Origin of the sequence: Pseudomonas sp. TE3-3-F2023, assembly GCF_036784815.1 — a bacterium.
Taxonomy (GTDB): Bacteria; Pseudomonadota; Gammaproteobacteria; order Pseudomonadales; family Pseudomonadaceae; genus Aquipseudomonas; species Aquipseudomonas pudica.
The window spans coordinates 4,779,747-4,795,599 of the sequence record NZ_CP145113.1; the positions used below are offsets into that span (position 1 = coordinate 4,779,747).

At 64.4% G+C, this 15,853-nt stretch carries 15 protein-coding genes; 12 read left to right on the forward strand and 3 right to left on the reverse strand.

The window, feature by feature from the left end; translation table 11 throughout:
- The first annotated feature begins 323 nt into the window (after nt 1-323).
- From ccoN to V3314_RS22030, 12 genes are all read left to right on the forward strand, one after another.
- Nucleotides 324-1,766 (forward strand): cytochrome-c oxidase, cbb3-type subunit I, encoded by a 1,443-nt coding sequence (gene ccoN / locus V3314_RS21975; RefSeq protein ID WP_015271137.1) that lies wholly within the window; start codon nt 324-326, stop codon nt 1,764-1,766.
- Nucleotides 1,766-2,374 (forward strand): cytochrome-c oxidase, cbb3-type subunit II, encoded by a 609-nt coding sequence (gene ccoO / locus V3314_RS21980; protein ID WP_196182899.1) that lies wholly within the window; start codon nt 1,766-1,768, stop codon nt 2,372-2,374. Before ccoN ends, ccoO begins: the two co-directional genes overlap by 1 nt.
- A gap of 5 nt (nt 2,375-2,379) precedes the next feature.
- Complete coding sequence (locus tag V3314_RS21985) at nt 2,380-2,571, forward strand: CcoQ/FixQ family Cbb3-type cytochrome c oxidase assembly chaperone (protein WP_003259925.1); 192 nt, start codon at nt 2,380-2,382, stop codon at nt 2,569-2,571.
- Nucleotides 2,568-3,545, forward strand: a complete 978-nt coding sequence (gene ccoP / locus V3314_RS21990) for a cytochrome-c oxidase, cbb3-type subunit III (protein ID WP_046615057.1) — start codon at nt 2,568-2,570, stop codon at nt 3,543-3,545. Before V3314_RS21985 ends, ccoP begins: the two co-directional genes overlap by 4 nt.
- Before the next feature lie 260 nt (nt 3,546-3,805).
- Nucleotides 3,806-5,221, forward strand: coding sequence for a cytochrome c oxidase accessory protein CcoG (ccoG, locus tag V3314_RS21995; RefSeq protein WP_046615056.1), 1,416 nt, complete (start codon nt 3,806-3,808; stop codon nt 5,219-5,221).
- A 15-nt stretch (nt 5,222-5,236) separates the two neighbouring features.
- Nucleotides 5,237-5,761: a FixH family protein gene (locus V3314_RS22000; protein ID WP_046615055.1), complete on the forward strand. Its 525-nt coding sequence runs from the start codon at nt 5,237-5,239 to the stop codon at nt 5,759-5,761.
- A gap of 150 nt (nt 5,762-5,911) precedes the next feature.
- The gene (locus V3314_RS22005) at nt 5,912-8,386 is read left to right on the forward strand and encodes a heavy metal translocating P-type ATPase (protein ID WP_338459640.1); all 2,475 of its coding nucleotides are present in this window, start codon (nt 5,912-5,914) and stop codon (nt 8,384-8,386) included.
- Entirely contained in the window at nt 8,365-8,574 is a 210-nt protein-coding gene (gene ccoS / locus V3314_RS22010; RefSeq protein WP_046615053.1) for a cbb3-type cytochrome oxidase assembly protein CcoS, read from the forward strand. Before V3314_RS22005 ends, ccoS begins: the two co-directional genes overlap by 22 nt.
- Nucleotides 8,567-9,250, forward strand: coding sequence for a sulfite exporter TauE/SafE family protein (locus tag V3314_RS22015; protein WP_046615052.1), 684 nt, complete (start codon nt 8,567-8,569; stop codon nt 9,248-9,250). The genes ccoS and V3314_RS22015 overlap by 8 nt, the downstream gene beginning before the upstream one ends.
- A 186-nt stretch (nt 9,251-9,436) precedes the next feature.
- Nucleotides 9,437-10,819: an oxygen-independent coproporphyrinogen III oxidase gene (gene hemN, locus V3314_RS22020; RefSeq protein ID WP_025340016.1), complete on the forward strand. Its 1,383-nt coding sequence runs from the start codon at nt 9,437-9,439 to the stop codon at nt 10,817-10,819.
- Nucleotides 10,820-11,004: 185 nt separating this feature from the next.
- The gene (fnrA, locus tag V3314_RS22025; RefSeq protein WP_015271145.1) at nt 11,005-11,739 is read left to right on the forward strand and encodes a Crp/Fnr family transcriptional regulator FnrA; all 735 of its coding nucleotides are present in this window, start codon (nt 11,005-11,007) and stop codon (nt 11,737-11,739) included.
- Between the two features lie 55 nt (nt 11,740-11,794).
- A complete protein-coding gene (locus V3314_RS22030; protein ID WP_009683910.1) occupies nt 11,795-12,343 on the forward strand; it encodes an adenine phosphoribosyltransferase in 549 nt (182 codons plus the stop codon).
- A gap of 135 nt (nt 12,344-12,478) precedes the next feature.
- Here V3314_RS22030 and recR read toward each other — a convergent pair whose 3' ends face one another.
- From recR to dnaX, 3 genes are all read right to left on the reverse strand, one after another.
- The gene (recR, locus tag V3314_RS22035; RefSeq protein WP_003259670.1) at nt 12,479-13,081 is read right to left on the reverse strand and encodes a recombination mediator RecR; all 603 of its coding nucleotides are present in this window, start codon (nt 13,079-13,081) and stop codon (nt 12,479-12,481) included.
- A gap of 289 nt (nt 13,082-13,370) precedes the next feature.
- Nucleotides 13,371-13,706, reverse strand: a complete 336-nt coding sequence (locus V3314_RS22040; RefSeq protein WP_003259671.1) for a YbaB/EbfC family nucleoid-associated protein — start codon at nt 13,704-13,706, stop codon at nt 13,371-13,373.
- Nucleotides 13,707-13,770: 64 nt separating this feature from the next.
- The gene (gene dnaX, locus V3314_RS22045; RefSeq protein WP_338459641.1) at nt 13,771-15,831 is read right to left on the reverse strand and encodes a DNA polymerase III subunit gamma/tau; all 2,061 of its coding nucleotides are present in this window, start codon (nt 15,829-15,831) and stop codon (nt 13,771-13,773) included.
- Nucleotides 15,832-15,853 lie beyond the last annotated feature (22 nt).

The following is a 15,853-nucleotide window of genomic DNA, read 5'->3' on the forward strand; positions in this document are numbered from 1 at the left end:
CCTCCCTTGCACCCCCTCCGAACACAACTAAGCTTGTTGCCTCAGTGGGCCTCGCTCCGAAAGGACCGAAGCAGACGCGGCGCGTAGCCTGTCGCCGTCCCGATTAATAGCTTGACCGATCGATCAGAAAAAGGCGAAAAACGGTACACATTACAAATATTTATTTGTGTACAATCGCCAAGACCCGATTACTGCGGGACATCAGTGAACGGGCTCGGGCACGGGTCGGCGTACCAAAGTTGCGTTGCGGTAACCTCGGTGGTTATCAATACTGGCGCCGATTTTTCGACCAACAAGAACATCAAAACCGTGGAACCTTAGCAATGAGCACAGCAATCAGTCCGACTGCTTATAACTATAAGGTCGTCCGCCAGTTCGCCATCATGACGGTGGTCTGGGGGATCCTTGGCATGGGCCTCGGCGTCTTCATCGCCTCGCAGCTGGTATGGCCGCAACTGAACCTGGACCTGCCCTGGACCAGCTTCGGCCGCCTGCGCCCGCTGCACACCAACCTGGTGATCTTCGCCTTCGGGGGCTGTGCGCTGTTCGGCACCAGCTACTACGTGGTGCAACGCACCTGCCAGACCCGGCTGATTTCCGACAGCATGGCCGCCTTCACCTTCTGGGGTTGGCAGGCGGTGATCGTCGGGGCGCTGATCACCCTGCCGATGGGCTATACCACCACCAAGGAATACGCCGAGCTCGAGTGGCCGCTGGCGATCCTGCTGGCCATCGTCTGGGTCACCTACGGGCTGGTGTTCTTCGGCACCATCGTCAAGCGCAAGACCAAGCACATCTATGTCGGCAACTGGTTCTACGGCGCCTTCATCGTGGTTACGGCGATGCTGCACATCGTCAACCACATCTCGCTGCCGGTAAGCCTGTTCAAGTCGTACTCGGCCTACTCCGGCGCCACCGACGCTATGATCCAGTGGTGGTACGGCCACAACGCCGTGGGCTTCTTCCTCACCACCGGTTTTCTGGGGATGATGTACTACTTCGTACCCAAGCAGGCCGAACGCCCGATCTACTCGTATCGCCTGTCGATCGTGCACTTCTGGGCACTGATCACCCTGTACATCTGGGCCGGCCCGCACCACCTGCACTACACCGCCCTGCCTGACTGGGCACAGTCGCTGGGCATGGTCATGTCGATCATCCTGCTGGCGCCAAGCTGGGGCGGCATGATCAACGGCATGATGACCCTGTCCGGTGCCTGGCACAAACTGCGCACCGACCCGATCCTGCGCTTCCTGGTGGTATCGCTGGCGTTCTACGGCATGTCCACCTTCGAAGGCCCGATGATGGCCATCAAGACCGTGAACTCGCTGTCTCACTACACCGACTGGACCATCGGCCACGTCCACGCCGGCGCCCTCGGCTGGGTGGCGATGATCTCGATCGGCGCCGTGTACCACATGATCCCGCGCCTGTATGGCCGCGAGCAGATGCACAGCGTAGGCCTGATCAACGCGCACTTCTGGCTGGCTACCATCGGCACAGTGCTGTACATCGCCTCGATGTGGGTAAACGGCATCACCCAGGGCCTGATGTGGCGCGCCATCAACGATGACGGCACCCTCACCTACTCCTTCGTCGAAGCCCTGCAGGCCAGCCATCCTGGCTATATCGTCCGCGCCCTGGGCGGTGCGTTCTTCGCCACCGGCATGCTGCTGATGGCCTACAACGTGTTCCGTACCGTACGTGCCGCCAACCCGGCACAGGCCGAGGAAGCCGCCAAGATCGTCGTAGTGGGAGCGCACTGATGAAGCATGAAGCCGTCGAGAAGAACATAGGCCTGCTGGCCTTCTTCATGGTCATCGCCGTGAGCGTCGGTGGCCTGACCCAGATCGTCCCGCTGTTTTTCCAGGACGTCACCAACAAACCCGTGGAAGGCATGAAGCCGCGCACCGCGCTGGAACTTGAAGGCCGCGATATCTACATCCGCGAAGGCTGCGTGGGCTGCCACTCGCAGATGATCCGCCCGTTCCGTGCCGAAACCGAACGCTACGGCCATTACTCGGTGGCCGGCGAGAGCGTGTGGGACCACCCCTTCCTGTGGGGTTCCAAGCGCACCGGGCCGGACCTGGCGCGGGTCGGTGGCCGCTACTCCGATGACTGGCACCGTGCGCACCTGTACAACCCGCGCAACGTCGTACCGGAATCGAAGATGCCGTCGTACCCGTGGCTGGTCGAGAACAAGCTCGACGGCAAGGACACCGCGAAGAAGATGGAAGTGCTGCGCACCCTCGGCGTGCCGTACACCGACGCCGACATCGCCGGGGCCCGCGAGGCGGTCAAGGGCAAGACCGAAATGGACGCCATCGTCGCGTACCTGCAGGGTCTTGGCACCATCATCAAGAGCAAACGGTGACGCTGATGGATATCGGGATGATTCGCGGCCTGGGCACCGTCGTGGTGATGGTGGCCTTCGTGGGCCTGGCGCTGTGGGTATTCAACCCCCGGCGCAAGAAGGACTTCGACGAAGCGACCCAACTGCCCTTCGCGGATGACCCCGAAGCCAGCCGGCACGTCGAGCAAGCAAAAGCTTCTGGGAGCAAAAAACAATGACAACCTTCTGGAGTCTGTACGTTACCGTCCTGACCCTGGGCACCATCTTCTCGTTGACCTGGCTGCTGCTGTCGACCCGCAAGGGCCAGCGCGAAGAGGTCACCGACGAAACCGTCGGGCATGCCTTCGATGGCATCGAGGAGTACGACAACCCGCTGCCGAAATGGTGGTTCTGGCTGTTCGTCGGCACCATCGTCTTCGCCCTCGGCTACCTGGTGCTGTACCCAGGCCTAGGCAACTGGAAAGGCGTCCTGCCGGGCTACTCGTACCTGGATAACGACAAGCAGACAGAGTTTTCCAACGGCCAGCCGGGCTGGACCGGCGTGCACGAATGGGAAAAGGAAATGGCCAAGGCCGACGCCCGCTTCGGGCCGATCTTCGCCAAGTTCGCCGCCATGCCCATCACCGAGGTGGCCAAGGACCCACAGGCACTGAAGATGGGCGCGCGGCTGTTCGCTTCCAACTGCTCGGTGTGCCACGGCTCCGACGCCAAGGGTGCCTTCGGCTTCCCCAACCTCACCGACAACGACTGGCGCTGGGGCGGCGAGCCAGACACCATCAAGACCACCATCATGGGCGGTCGCCACGGCGTGATGCCGGCCTGGGCCGAAGTGATCGGTGACCAGGGCGTGGCCGATGTGGCCGCATTCGTGGTCAGCAAGCTCGATGGCCGCACCCTGCCAGAGGGCGTGAAGGCCGATGCCGAGAACGGGCAAAAGATCTTCGCCGCCAACTGCGTGGCCTGCCACGGGCCAGAGGGCAAGGGTACGCCAGCCATGGGCGCGCCGAACCTGACCCATCCGCAGGCGTTCATCTACGGTTCGAGCTTTGCCCAGTTGCAGCAGACCATCCGCTACGGTCGCCAGGGGCAGATGCCGGCCCAGGAGCAGTTGCAGGGGAATGACAAGGTGCACTTGCTGGCGGCGTATGTTTACAGCCTGTCGCAGCAGGCCGAACCGGCCAAGGCCGAGTAAGGCAGGCCCGGCCTCTTCGCGGGTGAACCCGCGAAGAGGCCGGTACTGAAAACACATTTGTTGCAGGCTCCATGACCTGGATCAATTGACACCCGCCATAACACGATTCGTGCCACGAACCCAACGCGACTAAAGGTCGCAGTGCAGCCCCATACTGCCATCAGCGGCGTATCATGGGCCGCAGAGCGCTAGCAGATTGCGCGAGACTGCGGCCGGCACGCACTGGCTGCGGCGTTTCTCCACTGCCGTGGGACTTGATGATGAGCAAGCAAATTCCGGTACATGACGTGACCCCGCCTGCCAACAAAGGGAAGGATTCCGTCGACCTCTACGCCTCCCGGGAAAAGATCTACACCCGTGCCTTCACCGGCCTGTTCCGACGCCTGCGCATGGTCGGTGGGGCTGTGTTGTTTTTGTTGTACTTCGGCACCGTGTGGTTGAACTGGGGTGGCCACCAGGCCGTGTGGTGGAACCTGCCCGAGCGCAAGTTCTACATCTTCGGCGCTACCATCTGGCCGCAAGACTTCATCCTGCTTTCGGGCATTCTCATCGTGGCCGCATTCGGCCTGTTCTTCATCACCGTGTTCGCCGGCCGGGTGTGGTGCGGCTACACCTGCCCGCAAAGCGTGTGGACCTGGATTTTCATGTGGTGCGAAAAGGTCACCGAAGGCGACCGCAACCAGCGCATGAAGCTCGACAAGGCCCCCATGAGCGGCAACAAGTTCCTGCGCAAGTTCGCCAAGCACAGCCTGTGGCTGCTGATTGGTTTCGTCACTGGCATGACCTTCGTCGGCTACTTCTCGCCGATCCGTGAACTGGCCACCGAATTCTTTACCGGCCAGGCCGACGGCTGGGCCTACTTCTGGGTCGGCTTCTTCACGCTCGCCACCTACGGCAACGCCGGCTGGCTGCGCGAGCAGGTGTGCGTGTACATGTGCCCCTACGCGCGCTTCCAGAGCGTGATGTTCGACAAGGACACGCTGATCGTTTCCTACGACCCGCGCCGTGGCGAAACCCGCGGCCCGCGCAAAAAGGACCTGGACTACAAGGCCGCGGGCCTGGGCGACTGCATCGACTGCACCATGTGCGTGCAGGTCTGCCCCACCGGCATCGACATCCGTGACGGCCTGCAGATCGAGTGCATCGGCTGCGCTGCGTGCATCGACGCCTGCGACAACATCATGGACAAGATGAACTACCCCAGGGGGCTGATCAGCTACACCACCGAACACAACCTTTCCGGGCAGAAGACCCACCTGCTGCGCCCGCGCCTGATCGGCTATGCCGTGGTACTGCTGGTGATGATGGTCGGCTTGGCCACCGCTTTTGCCACCCGCTCGCTGGTCGGTTTCGATGTGAGCAAGGACCGCGTGCTGTACCGCGAGAACGCCCAGGGCCGGATCGAGAACGTGTACAGCCTGAAGGTGATGAACAAGGACCAGCGTGACCACGTCTATGTGCTGGACGCCACCGGCCTGCCGGACCTGAAGCTTGAAGGCCAGCGCGAAATCCGCGTGGACGCTGGTGACATCGTCAGCCTGCCGGTGCAACTGTCGATCGCGCCCGAGAAACTGCCGTCGACCACCAACGAAATCACCTTCATCCTCAAGAGCGCCGATGACAGCGACGCCCAGGTTGAAGCCAAGAGCCGCTTCATCGGCCCACAGATCCGCTGAGAGAGATAACCCACAATGCCTGCCACCGCCGCCAGCCCCTGGTACAAGCACCTCTGGCCCTGGATCATCATCGGCATCCTCGCCACCTCGGTGTGCCTGAGCCTGACCATGGTCAGCATCGCCGTGCACAACCCGGACAACCTGGTGAACGACAACTACTACGAAGCTGGCAAGGGCATCAACCGCTCGCTGGACCGGGAACTGCTGGCGCAGACGCTGGGCCTGAAGGCCGGCGTGCACCTGGACGAACTGACCGGCGAAGTGGATGTGCGCCTGGCCGGCGACAGCGACCCGCAGAGCCTGGAGCTGAACCTGATCTCGCCAACCCAGCCGGAGAAAGACCGCAAGGTGCTGCTGAGCCGGGTCGAGGCTGGCCGCTATGTGGGGCAGCTGGAGGACAAGGTTGACGGGCGGCGCTTCGTCGAGCTGCTGGGTAGCGAAGGCGGCCAGGTTTGGCGCCTGTTCGAGGAAGAAAAGGTGGAGCATGGTGTGACCTTGCAGCTGGGTGATGAAGCGCTCCAGGGGGCCGAGCACCAATAAACGCACCTCCGCCGCTTCTTGTGGGAGCGGGTTTGCCCGCGAAGGCGTCAGGCCTGAAAACATCATCGCCGGATCTGACGCGTTCGCCGGTGAACCCGCTCCCACAGGCCCCGTGCCCAACCAGCCGATTTGTGTAAGGCAAATGATGTGATGACCCAGCCCACCCCCTGCTACCACTGCGCCCTGCCCGTCCCCGCCGGCAGCCGCTTCACCGCCGTGGTCCTCGGCCAGCCCCGGCAGTTCTGCTGCCCCGGCTGCCAGGCGGTAGCCGAGTCGATCGTCGCCGGGGGCCTGGAGCACTACTACCAGCACCGCAGCGACAACAGCGCCAACCCCGAGGCCCTGCCCAGGCAGCTACAGGACGAACTGGCCCTCTACGACCGCAGCGACGTACAGCAAACCTTCGTCCGCCATGCTGGCGACCTGGCCGAAACCACCCTGCTGGTCGAAGGCATCAGCTGCGCCGCCTGCGGCTGGCTGATCGAAAAGCACCTGCGCAACCTGCCCGGCGTCGCCGAGGCGCGCCTGAACCTGTCCAACCACCGCCTGCTGCTGAACTGGCACGACAAGCAACTGCCGCTCTCGCGCCTGCTCGCCGAGCTGCGCCAGATCGGCTACGCCGCCCACCCTTATCAGCCCGATCAGGCCGCCGAGCAGCTGGCCAGCGAGAACCGCAGCGCCCTGCGCCGCCTGGGCGTGGCCGGGCTGCTGTGGTTCCAGGCGATGATGGCAACCATGGCCACCTGGCCGGAATTCAATATCGACCTGTCGCCCGAACTGCACACCATCCTGCGCTGGGTGGCGCTGTTCCTCACCATCCCCATCGTGTTCTACAGCTGCGCACCGTTCTTCAAGGGCGCGGCACGCGACCTGCGTACCCGCCACCTGACCATGGACGTTTCGGTATCGCTGGCCATTGGCCTGGCCTTCGGCGCCGGAATCTGGACCGCCATCACCGGCAGCGGCGAGCTGTATTTCGACACCGTGGGCATGTTCGCGCTGTTCCTGCTCACCGGCCGATACCTGGAGCGCCGCGCCCGCGAACGTACCGCTGCGGCCACTGCGCAACTGGTCAACCTGCTGCCGGCCTCGTGCCTGCGCCTGGACGCCGCCGGCCGCAGCGAGCGTATCCTGCTCAGCGAACTGCAGTGCGGTGACACGGTGCAGGTGCTGCCAGGTGCGGTAATCCCCGCCGACGGGCGCATCGTCGAAGGCCGCTCCAGCGTCGATGAATCGTTGCTGACCGGTGAATACCTGCCGCAACCACGGCGGGTCGGCGAGCGGGTCACCGGCGGTACCCTGAACGTCGAAAGCACCCTGAACGTGGAAGTCGAAGCCCTCGGCCACGACTCGCGGTTGTCAGCCATCGTCCGCCTGCTGGAACGCGCCCAGACCGAAAAACCTCGCCTGGCCGAAATCGCCGACCGGGCCTCGCAGTGGTTCCTGCTGTTCTCGCTGCTGGCCGCCGCGGCCATCGGCCTGTGGTGGTGGCACCTGGACCCGGCGCGGGCGTTCTGGATCGTGCTGGCAATGCTGGTAGCGACCTGCCCCTGCGCACTGTCCCTGGCAACGCCAACCGCGCTTACTGCGGCCACCGGCACCTTGCACAAGCTCGGCCTGCTGGTGACCCGTGGCCATGTGCTGGAAGGCCTGAACCAGATCGACACGGTGATTTTCGACAAGACCGGCACGCTGACCGAGGGCCGCCTGACCTTGCGCAGCATTCGCCCGCTCGGCAGCCTGCCCGCCGACCGCTGCCTGGCCCTGGCCGCGGCGCTGGAGAACCGCTCCGAACACCCCATCGCCCGCGCCTTCGGCCGCACCGCAACGCCTGCTGAAGACGTGCAGAGCGTACCGGGCCTGGGCCTGGAAGGGCTGGTCGAAGGCCAGCGCCTGCGCATTGGCCAGGCCACCTTCGTCTGCGCCCTGAGCGGCGCGGAAATCCCCGCCGTGCCAGAGCCGCGCGGCCAGTGGCTGCTGCTGGGCGACCGCCTGGGCCCACTGGCCTGGTTCGGCCTGGACGACCGCCTGCGCGACGATGCCCCTGCCCTGCTGGCGGCCTGCAAGGCCCGTGGCTGGCGCACGGTACTGCTGTCGGGCGACAACTCGCCGATGGTTGCCGAAGTGGCCGCGCAGCTAGGCATCGACCAGGCCATCGGCGGCCTGCGTCCGGACGACAAACTGGACCGGCTGAAGGCGCTGCAGGCGGCCGGGCGCAAGGTGCTGATGCTGGGTGACGGGGTCAACGACGTGCCGGTACTGGCTGCCGCCGACATCAGCATCGCCATGGGCAGCGCCACCGACCTGGCCAAGACCAGCGCCGATGCCGTGCTGCTGTCCAACCGCCTGCAGGCGCTGGTACAGGCCTTCGAGCTGGCCCGCCGCACCCGCCGCAACATCCTCGAGAACCTGCTGTGGGCGACTTTGTATAATGGCCTGATGTTACCGTTCGCCGCGCTTGGCTGGATCACCCCGGTTTGGGCAGCCATCGGCATGTCGGTCAGTTCACTGATCGTGGTACTCAACGCCCTGCGCCTGACCCGCCTGCACCTGGCATCGGGCCTGCCAGCGAACGAAGCGCCCTTGCCCGGGAGGAAGTCGTCATGCCCGCACTCTATGTCATGATCCCCGCAGCCCTGCTGCTGGTCGGCGTGGCCGTGTACATCTTCTTCTGGGCGGTGGACAGCGGCCAGTACGACGACCTGGAAAGCCCTGCCCACAGCATCCTGTTCGACGACCAGGACCCGCGCCACCAGGCGGCGGTGAAGCCTGACGAGGCCGACACCGACAAGGAACCCCCACCTCGTGCCTGACCTGCTGCCCCTGCTGGGCTCGGCGTTGATCCTCGGGCTGCTCGGTGGCGGCCACTGCCTGGGCATGTGCGGCGGCCTGATGGGTGCGCTGACCCTTGCCATACCGCCCGAACAACGTGGCCGGCGCTTGCGCCTGCTGCTGGCGTACAACCTTGGGCGCATTCTCAGTTATGCCTGTGCCGGCCTGCTGCTGGGCCTGGCCGGCTGGGCCGTGGCCAGCAGCCCGGCGGCGCTGGCATTGCGGGTGGTGGCGGCGCTGCTTTTGATCGCCATGGGGTTGTACCTGGCCGGCTGGTGGAGCGGGCTGACCCGCATCGAGGCGCTGGGCCGGGGGCTGTGGCGGCATATCCAGCCAGTGGCGTCGCGCTTGCTGCCAGTGTCCAGCGTGCCGCGGGCGTTGTTGCTGGGGGCCTTGTGGGGGTGGTTGCCGTGCGGGTTGGTGTACAGCACCTTGCTGTGGGCGGCCAGCCAAGGCAATGCCGGGTACAGCGCGGCGCTGATGCTGGCGTTCGGCGTGGGGACCTGGCCGGTATTGCTGGCTACCGGATTAGCCGCGGAGCGGGTAAACATTTTGTTGAAAAGACGCAGTGTGCGGGTGGCTGGCGGGGTGCTGGTGATGCTGTTTGGTATCTGGACCATGCCGGGGCCGCACCAGCACTGGTTGATGGGGCATTGAGGGGGGCCGCTTTGCGACCCTTCGCGGGCATGCCCGCTCCTACAGGATCATGTGTACCCCTGTGGGAGCGGGCAAGCCCGCGAAGGGCTGCAGAGCAGCCCCAATGCCCTTGATACAAATCAACACAGATTCCTACAGACGGCCATAGACTCCGGGGCACTGCTGCTCTTTCCGGGGACCGCCCTCATGCTCGACGACCTTCGTTGGGATACCGACCTGATCCGCCGCTACGACTTGGCCGGACCACGCTACACCTCTTACCCGACTGCCGTGCAACTGCACAGCGAAGTGGGCTCGTTCGACCTGCTCCACGCCCTGCGCGAAAGCCGTCGGGCCGCGCGCCCGCTGTCGCTGTACGTGCATGTGCCGTTCTGCGCCAACATCTGCTACTACTGCGCCTGCAACAAGGTGATCACCAAGGACCGCGGCCGCGCCGCGCCCTACCTGCAGCGCCTGGAGCAGGAAATCCAGCTGATCGCCTGCCACCTTGACCCTAAACAGCGTGTCGAACAGCTGCATTTTGGCGGCGGCACGCCAACCTTCCTCAGCCATGTGGAACTGCGCCAGCTGATGGCCACCCTGCGCCAGCACTTCCACCTGCTGGACGACGACTCCGGCGACTATGGCATCGAGATCGACCCGCGCGAAGCCGACTGGTCGACCATGGGCCTGCTCCGCGAACTGGGCTTCAACCGCGTCAGCCTGGGCGTGCAGGACCTCGACCCGGCCGTGCAGCGCGCAGTCAACCGCCTGCAGAGCCTCGAGCAGACCCGCACCCTGATCGAAGCCGCACGCACCCTGCAGTTCCGCTCGATCAACCTCGACCTGATCTACGGCCTGCCCAAACAAACCCCGGAAGGCTTTGCCCGCACCGTCGAAGAAGTGATCCGCCTGCAACCCGACCGCCTCTCGGTGTTCAATTACGCGCACCTGCCCGAGCGCTTCATGCCGCAACGGCGCATCGACAGCAATGACCTGCCCAGCGCGGCCGCCAAGCTGGAGATGCTGCACGCCACCATCGACCAGCTGACCGCTGCAGGCTACCGTTACATCGGCATGGATCACTTCGCCCTGCCCGACGACGAGCTGGCCATCGCCCAGGAAGAAGGCACCCTGCAGCGCAACTTCCAGGGCTACACCACCCATGGGCACTGCGACCTGATCGGTCTGGGCGTGTCGGCCATCAGCCAGATCGGCGACCTGTACTGCCAGAACAGCAGCGACCTAAACACCTATCAGGACAGCCTGTCGAACGCCCAGCTGGCCACCCAGCGCGGCCTGCTGTGCAACCACGACGACCGCATCCGCCGGGCAGTGATCCAGCAACTGATCTGCCATTTCGAGCTGGATTTCGAGCCGATCGAACAGGCCTTCACCATCGATTTTCGCGGCTACTTCAACGACCTCTGGCCAGAACTGCTGACCTTGCAGCGCGACGGGCTGATCCGCCTGGACGACAAAGGCATCCGCATCCTGCCGGCCGGCCGCCTGCTGGCGCGCTCGGTGTGCATGGTGTTCGACGCCTACCTGGCGATGCACAACCGCCAGCGCTTCTCGCGGGTGATCTGAAACCGAGTCGTTCAACCGCATGGACAAAGTTCCTTGCCAGGCACACCATGGGCACAGCGAAGGCCCCGGCGTACACCCGCCGGGGCCTGGCCAGGTCGCACCACAACAGCGCACGCTGGCCTACAACCTACGCCGTGAGTTACCCTTACGTCTTATGTGTGCTTTCCCACAAGGATCGAATGAAAATGTCCGAGCCAGTCAAACTGCGCCCACACAACCAGGCCCATTGCAAGGACTGCAGCCTGGCCCCCCTGTGCCTGCCTCTGTCGCTCAACCTGGAAGACATGGATGCACTGGATGAAATCGTCAAGCGTGGGCGGCCGTTGAAAAAAGGCGAGTTCCTGTTCCGCCAGGGCGACAATTTCGGCTCGGTCTACGCGGTACGTTCCGGCGCGCTGAAAACCTTCAGCCTCAGCGACAGCGGCGAAGAGCAGATCACCGGCTTCCACCTGCCCAGTGAGCTGGTCGGCCTGTCGGGCATGGACACCGAAGCCTACCCGGTGTCGGCCCAGGCCCAGGAGACGACTTCGGTGTGTGAAATCCCGTTCGAACGCCTCGACGAGCTGTCGGTGCAGCTGCCGCAGCTACGCCGCCAGCTGATGCGGGTAATGAGCCGGGAAATCCGCGACGATCAGCAGATGATGCTGCTGCTGTCGAAAAAGACCGCTGACGAGCGCATTGCCACCTTCCTGGTCAACCTGTCGGCACGCTTCCGCGCCCGCGGCTATTCGGCCAACCAGTTCCGCCTGAGCATGTCGCGCAACGAAATCGGCAACTACCTGGGCCTGGCAGTTGAAACCGTGTCGCGGGTGTTCACCCGCTTCCAGCAGAATGGCCTGATCCGTGCCGAAGGCAAGGAAGTGCACATTCTCGACCCGATCCAGCTGTGCGCGCTGGCCGGTGGCGCAATGGAGGCCTGAGGCCGGCGTTTAGCGGGTATACTTGGGCATTCGTTTTCCCAGGATACCCGCAACAATGCACAGCGACGCCTTCGACCTCAAAGCCCTGATCCGCCCGGTAGTGGACTTCCCCAAACCGGGCGTGATCTTCCGCGATATCACCCCGCTGTTCCAGTCGCCGCGCGGGCTGCGCTATGTGGCCGACCAGTTCATCGAACGCTATGTCGAAGCCGAGTTCAGCCACATCGGCGCAATGGACGCCCGAGGCTTCCTGATCGGCTCGATCATCGCCCACCAGCTGAACAAGCCCCTGATCCTGTTCCGCAAGCAGGGCAAGCTGCCGGCTGACGTGCTGAGCGAGGGTTACCAGACCGAGTACGGCGAAGCCTTCCTGGAAGTGCATGCCGACAGCCTGTGCGAAGGGGATTCGGTGTTGATCTTCGATGACCTGATTGCTACTGGCGGTACGCTGCTGGCAGCGGCCAACCTGGTGCGCCGGACCGGTGCCCAAGTGTTCGAGGCGGCGGCGATCATCGATCTGCCGGAGCTGGACGGATCGCGCCGGCTGCAGGCGGCCGGGGTACCGACTTTCTGCCTGACCGAGTTTTCGCTCAGCGAATACTGAGTATTCGAGGGCGCTTTGCGCCCTATCGCCGGCAAGCCAGCTCCCACAAGTACGGCGCTGCCATCAGCCCTGCGGCAACCCTGTGGGAGCTGGCTTGCCGGCGATAGGCCGCAAAGCGGCCCCAACAATTCTCGATCAGAGCGAAATCGGCCGACGCCCCGCAAACGCATGGGCCAAGGTCCCACCATCCACCAGCTCCAGCTCGCCGCCCAATGGCACGCCATGGGCAATCCGCGACGCCACCAGGCCCTTCTCGCTCAGCAACTGGGCAATGTAATGCGCCGTGGCCTCGCCTTCCACCGTCGGGTTGGTCGCCAGGATCACCTCGGTGAAGGTGCCCTGCTCCTCGATCCGCGCCATCAGCTGCGGAATCCCGATCGCCTCCGGCCCCAGCCCGTCCAGCGGCGACAAGTGGCCCTTGAGCACGAAGTAGCGGCCACGATAGCCGGTCTGCTCCACTGCATACACATCGGTCGGCCCTTCGACCACACACAACTGGGTATCGTCACGGCGCGTGTCGGCGCATTGCGGGCACAGCTCCTGCTCGGTCAGGGTGCGGCACTGACGGCAATGCCCAACCCCCTCCATGGCCTGGGTCAAGGCCTGGGCCAGGCGCAGGCCGCCGCTGCGGTCACGTTCGAGCAGTTGCAGGGCCATGCGCTGGGCGGTTTTCTGGCCGACACCCGGCAGAATACGCAGGGCATCGATCAGTTGGCGGATGAGAGGGCTGAAGCTCATGGGAAAGGCCTGACAAACAAATAAGAGGCGGTTTATACCCAGCGGGGGCAGTGGCGTCAAATCAGCCATGCGCACATCGCATGGCTTGCGCGGTCCCTGTATGACCGGCCTTGTGTCGCGATGGGGCGCGAAGCGGCCTCAGGTTGTCAGCTTCGCAGCATGGATTGCCGGGGCTGCTGCGCAGCCCTTTCGCGACACAAGGCCGCTCCTACAAAGACCGTGCAGGCTGCAGAAACGCACAAAAAACCGCCGCTGTCATCAGCGGCGGTTTTCGGTAACGCAAATGCCCTTAGAACGGCATCTTGAAGCCCGGCGGCAGCTGCATGCCGGCGGTCATGCTGCCCATCTTGTCCTGGCTGTTCTGCTCGACCTTGCGCACGGCGTCGTTCAGCGCGGCGGCGATCAGGTCTTCCAGCACTTCCTTGTCGTCTTCATCAGTCGACATCAGGCTCTGGTCGATGCTGACACGCTTGACGTCGTGACGACCGGTCATCACCACGCTAACCAGGCCACCACCGGACTGGCCGGTGACTTCGGCGTTGGCCAGCTCTTCCTGCATCTTCTGCATCTTTTCCTGCATCTGCTGGGCCTGCTTCATCAGGCCGGCCATGCCACCTTTCATCATGGGGGTATACCTCGATTGGGTCATGTGATGCGGCCCGGCACCGGGCCGGCCGCATGGTTATCCGTTACTGGCCCTGGTCAACCAGGGCTTCTACAGGCTCAATAGTATCCTGCCGCACCTTGGCGCCGAACAACTTGATCATCTGCTGGATCAACGGATCCTGCTCGATCGAGGTGACTGCGTCCTGCTGGCGCTCGGCGCGTTTGCGCGCCGCTGCCTGGGCCGGGGTTTCCTGCTCAGGCAGGATCAGCTCGATGCGCAGGTTCAGCGTGCGCCCCAGGTGCTGGTTGAGCGCTTCGTTAAGGCGCCGCTGCTGGGTGGCGTTGAACAGCGCACCCTGGCCAGGGTCCAGGTGCAGCAGCCAGTCGTCACCATCGGCTGCAATCAACGTACAGTTCGCCGCGATGTTGCCTGTCATACCGGACACAGGCAACTGTGGGAATAATTCCAGCCATTGCAGGGCCAGGCCGGTAGCCGGCTTGGCTGCGGGCAGCGGTTCGGCTGCCGGCTTGGGTGCTTCTTCCTGGACGTGTTCGGCCAGTTCGTCCAGGTAGCTGAAGCCGACCGGGTCGCTTTCGCCGCCGTAATAGTCTTCGTCCAGGGGCGGTTCATCGTCGCGGTCCATGCCCACGGCGGCATAGGCGGACGGGTCGAAGGGCGGCTCCTCGTCGTGTGCCGGGGCGGCAGGTGCCGGCGTGGGTGCAGCGGGCGGAGCTGGAGCCGGCACAGGCTCGGCAACTACTGGCGCGGGCTCTTCCCACGGCAGGTCAACCACCTCTGCCACGGGTTCTAGTCCTGGCTCAGGTTCGCTGACCGGGGCAGGCTCAGCTGCCACCACTGGCTCGACAACCGGCTGCGGCGCTGGCTCGGCCGCTGCGGGCGCCTGCACTTGTGGCGCGGCAGCCGGAGCAACAGGCTCCACGACAGCAGCGACCGGCGGCGCCACGGCAACCGCCGGCGCTGCCACCGGTGTTGCAGGATCAGCTGTGGCCTGGCTGATCCCCACTGGCTTTAGTACCGGTTTCGGCGCGTCGTCGGTGTCGGCCGGGCGGAACGCCAGCATGCGCAGCAGGACCATTTCGAAACCACCGCGCGGGTCCGGCGCCAAGGGCAGGTCACGGCGGCCGATCAGGCCCATCTGGTAATAGAACTGCACGTCCTCGGCTGGCAATGCCGAGGCCAGCGCCAGCACCCGCTCGCGGTCGCCCTGGCCGTTGTCCACCGCCTCCGGCAGCGCCTGGGCAATGGCCACGCGGTGCAGCACATTGAGCATCTCGGCCAGCACGCCAGCCCAGTCCGGCCCCTGCTCGGCCAGGTTGCGCACGGCCTCGAGCAAGGCCCGGGCATCGCCTTCGAGCAACGCCTGCAGCACCCCGTAGACCTGACCATGATCGAGGCTGCCGAGCATGGCCCGCACATCGGCGGCCAGCACCTTGCCTTCGCCAAAGGCGATGGCCTGGTCAGTCAGGCTCATGGCGTCGCGCATCGAACCATCGGCCGCGCGCCCCAGCAGCCACAGGGCATCCGGCTCGAATGGCACGTTTTCGGCGGACAGAACATGGCTGAGGTGCTCGACCACCCGCTCCGGGCTCATGTTCTTCAGCGAGAACTGCAGGCAGCGCGACAGGATGGTGGCCGGCAGTTTCTGCGGGTCGGTGGTGGCGAGGATGAACTTGACGTAGGGCGGCGGCTCTTCCAGCGTCTTGAGCAAGGCGTTGAACGAGTGGGTCGAGAGCATGTGCACTTCGTCGATCAGGTAGACCTTGAAGCGCCCACGGCTCGGGGCGTACTGCACGTTATCGAGCAGTTCGCGGGTGTCCTCGACCTTGGTGCGGCTGGCGGCGTCGATCTCGATCAGGTCGACGAAACGGCCTTCGTCGATCTCCCGGCATACCGAACAGGTGCCGCAGGGCGTGGAGGTGATGCCGGTTTCGCAGTTCAGGCACTTGGCGATGATACGGGCAATGGTGGTCTTGCCCACGCCCCGGGTACCGGTGAACAGGTAGGCGTGGTGCAGGCGCTGGTTGTCCAAGGCATTGATCAAGGCCTTGAGCACATGGGTCTGGCCGACCATTTCGCGGAACGAGCGCGGACGCCATTTACGTGCAAGAACCTGATAACTCATCGAAAAACCATCGTAGCCTGAT

Excerpts from the sequence above, each read along its gene's own strand:
- ccoN (WP_015271137.1), top strand. The coding sequence starts at position 324 with ATGAGCACAGCAATCAGTCCGACTGCTTATAACTATAAGGTCGTCCGC.
- ccoO (WP_196182899.1), top strand. The coding sequence starts at position 1,766 with ATGAAGCATGAAGCCGTCGAGAAGAACATAGGCCTGCTGGCCTTCTTC.
- V3314_RS21985 (WP_003259925.1), top strand. The coding sequence starts at position 2,380 with ATGGATATCGGGATGATTCGCGGCCTGGGCACCGTCGTGGTGATGGTG.
- ccoP (WP_046615057.1), top strand. The coding sequence starts at position 2,568 with ATGACAACCTTCTGGAGTCTGTACGTTACCGTCCTGACCCTGGGCACC.
- ccoG (WP_046615056.1), top strand. The coding sequence starts at position 3,806 with ATGAGCAAGCAAATTCCGGTACATGACGTGACCCCGCCTGCCAACAAA.
- V3314_RS22000 (WP_046615055.1), top strand. The coding sequence starts at position 5,237 with ATGCCTGCCACCGCCGCCAGCCCCTGGTACAAGCACCTCTGGCCCTGG.
- V3314_RS22005 (WP_338459640.1), top strand. The coding sequence starts at position 5,912 with ATGACCCAGCCCACCCCCTGCTACCACTGCGCCCTGCCCGTCCCCGCC.
- ccoS (WP_046615053.1), top strand. The coding sequence starts at position 8,365 with ATGCCCGCACTCTATGTCATGATCCCCGCAGCCCTGCTGCTGGTCGGC.
- hemN (WP_025340016.1), top strand. The coding sequence starts at position 9,437 with ATGCTCGACGACCTTCGTTGGGATACCGACCTGATCCGCCGCTACGAC.
- fnrA (WP_015271145.1), top strand. The coding sequence starts at position 11,005 with ATGTCCGAGCCAGTCAAACTGCGCCCACACAACCAGGCCCATTGCAAG.
- V3314_RS22030 (WP_009683910.1), top strand. The coding sequence starts at position 11,795 with ATGCACAGCGACGCCTTCGACCTCAAAGCCCTGATCCGCCCGGTAGTG.
- recR (WP_003259670.1), bottom strand. The coding sequence starts at position 13,081 with ATGAGCTTCAGCCCTCTCATCCGCCAACTGATCGATGCCCTGCGTATT.
- V3314_RS22040 (WP_003259671.1), bottom strand. The coding sequence starts at position 13,706 with ATGATGAAAGGTGGCATGGCCGGCCTGATGAAGCAGGCCCAGCAGATG.
- dnaX (WP_338459641.1), bottom strand. The coding sequence starts at position 15,831 with ATGAGTTATCAGGTTCTTGCACGTAAATGGCGTCCGCGCTCGTTCCGC.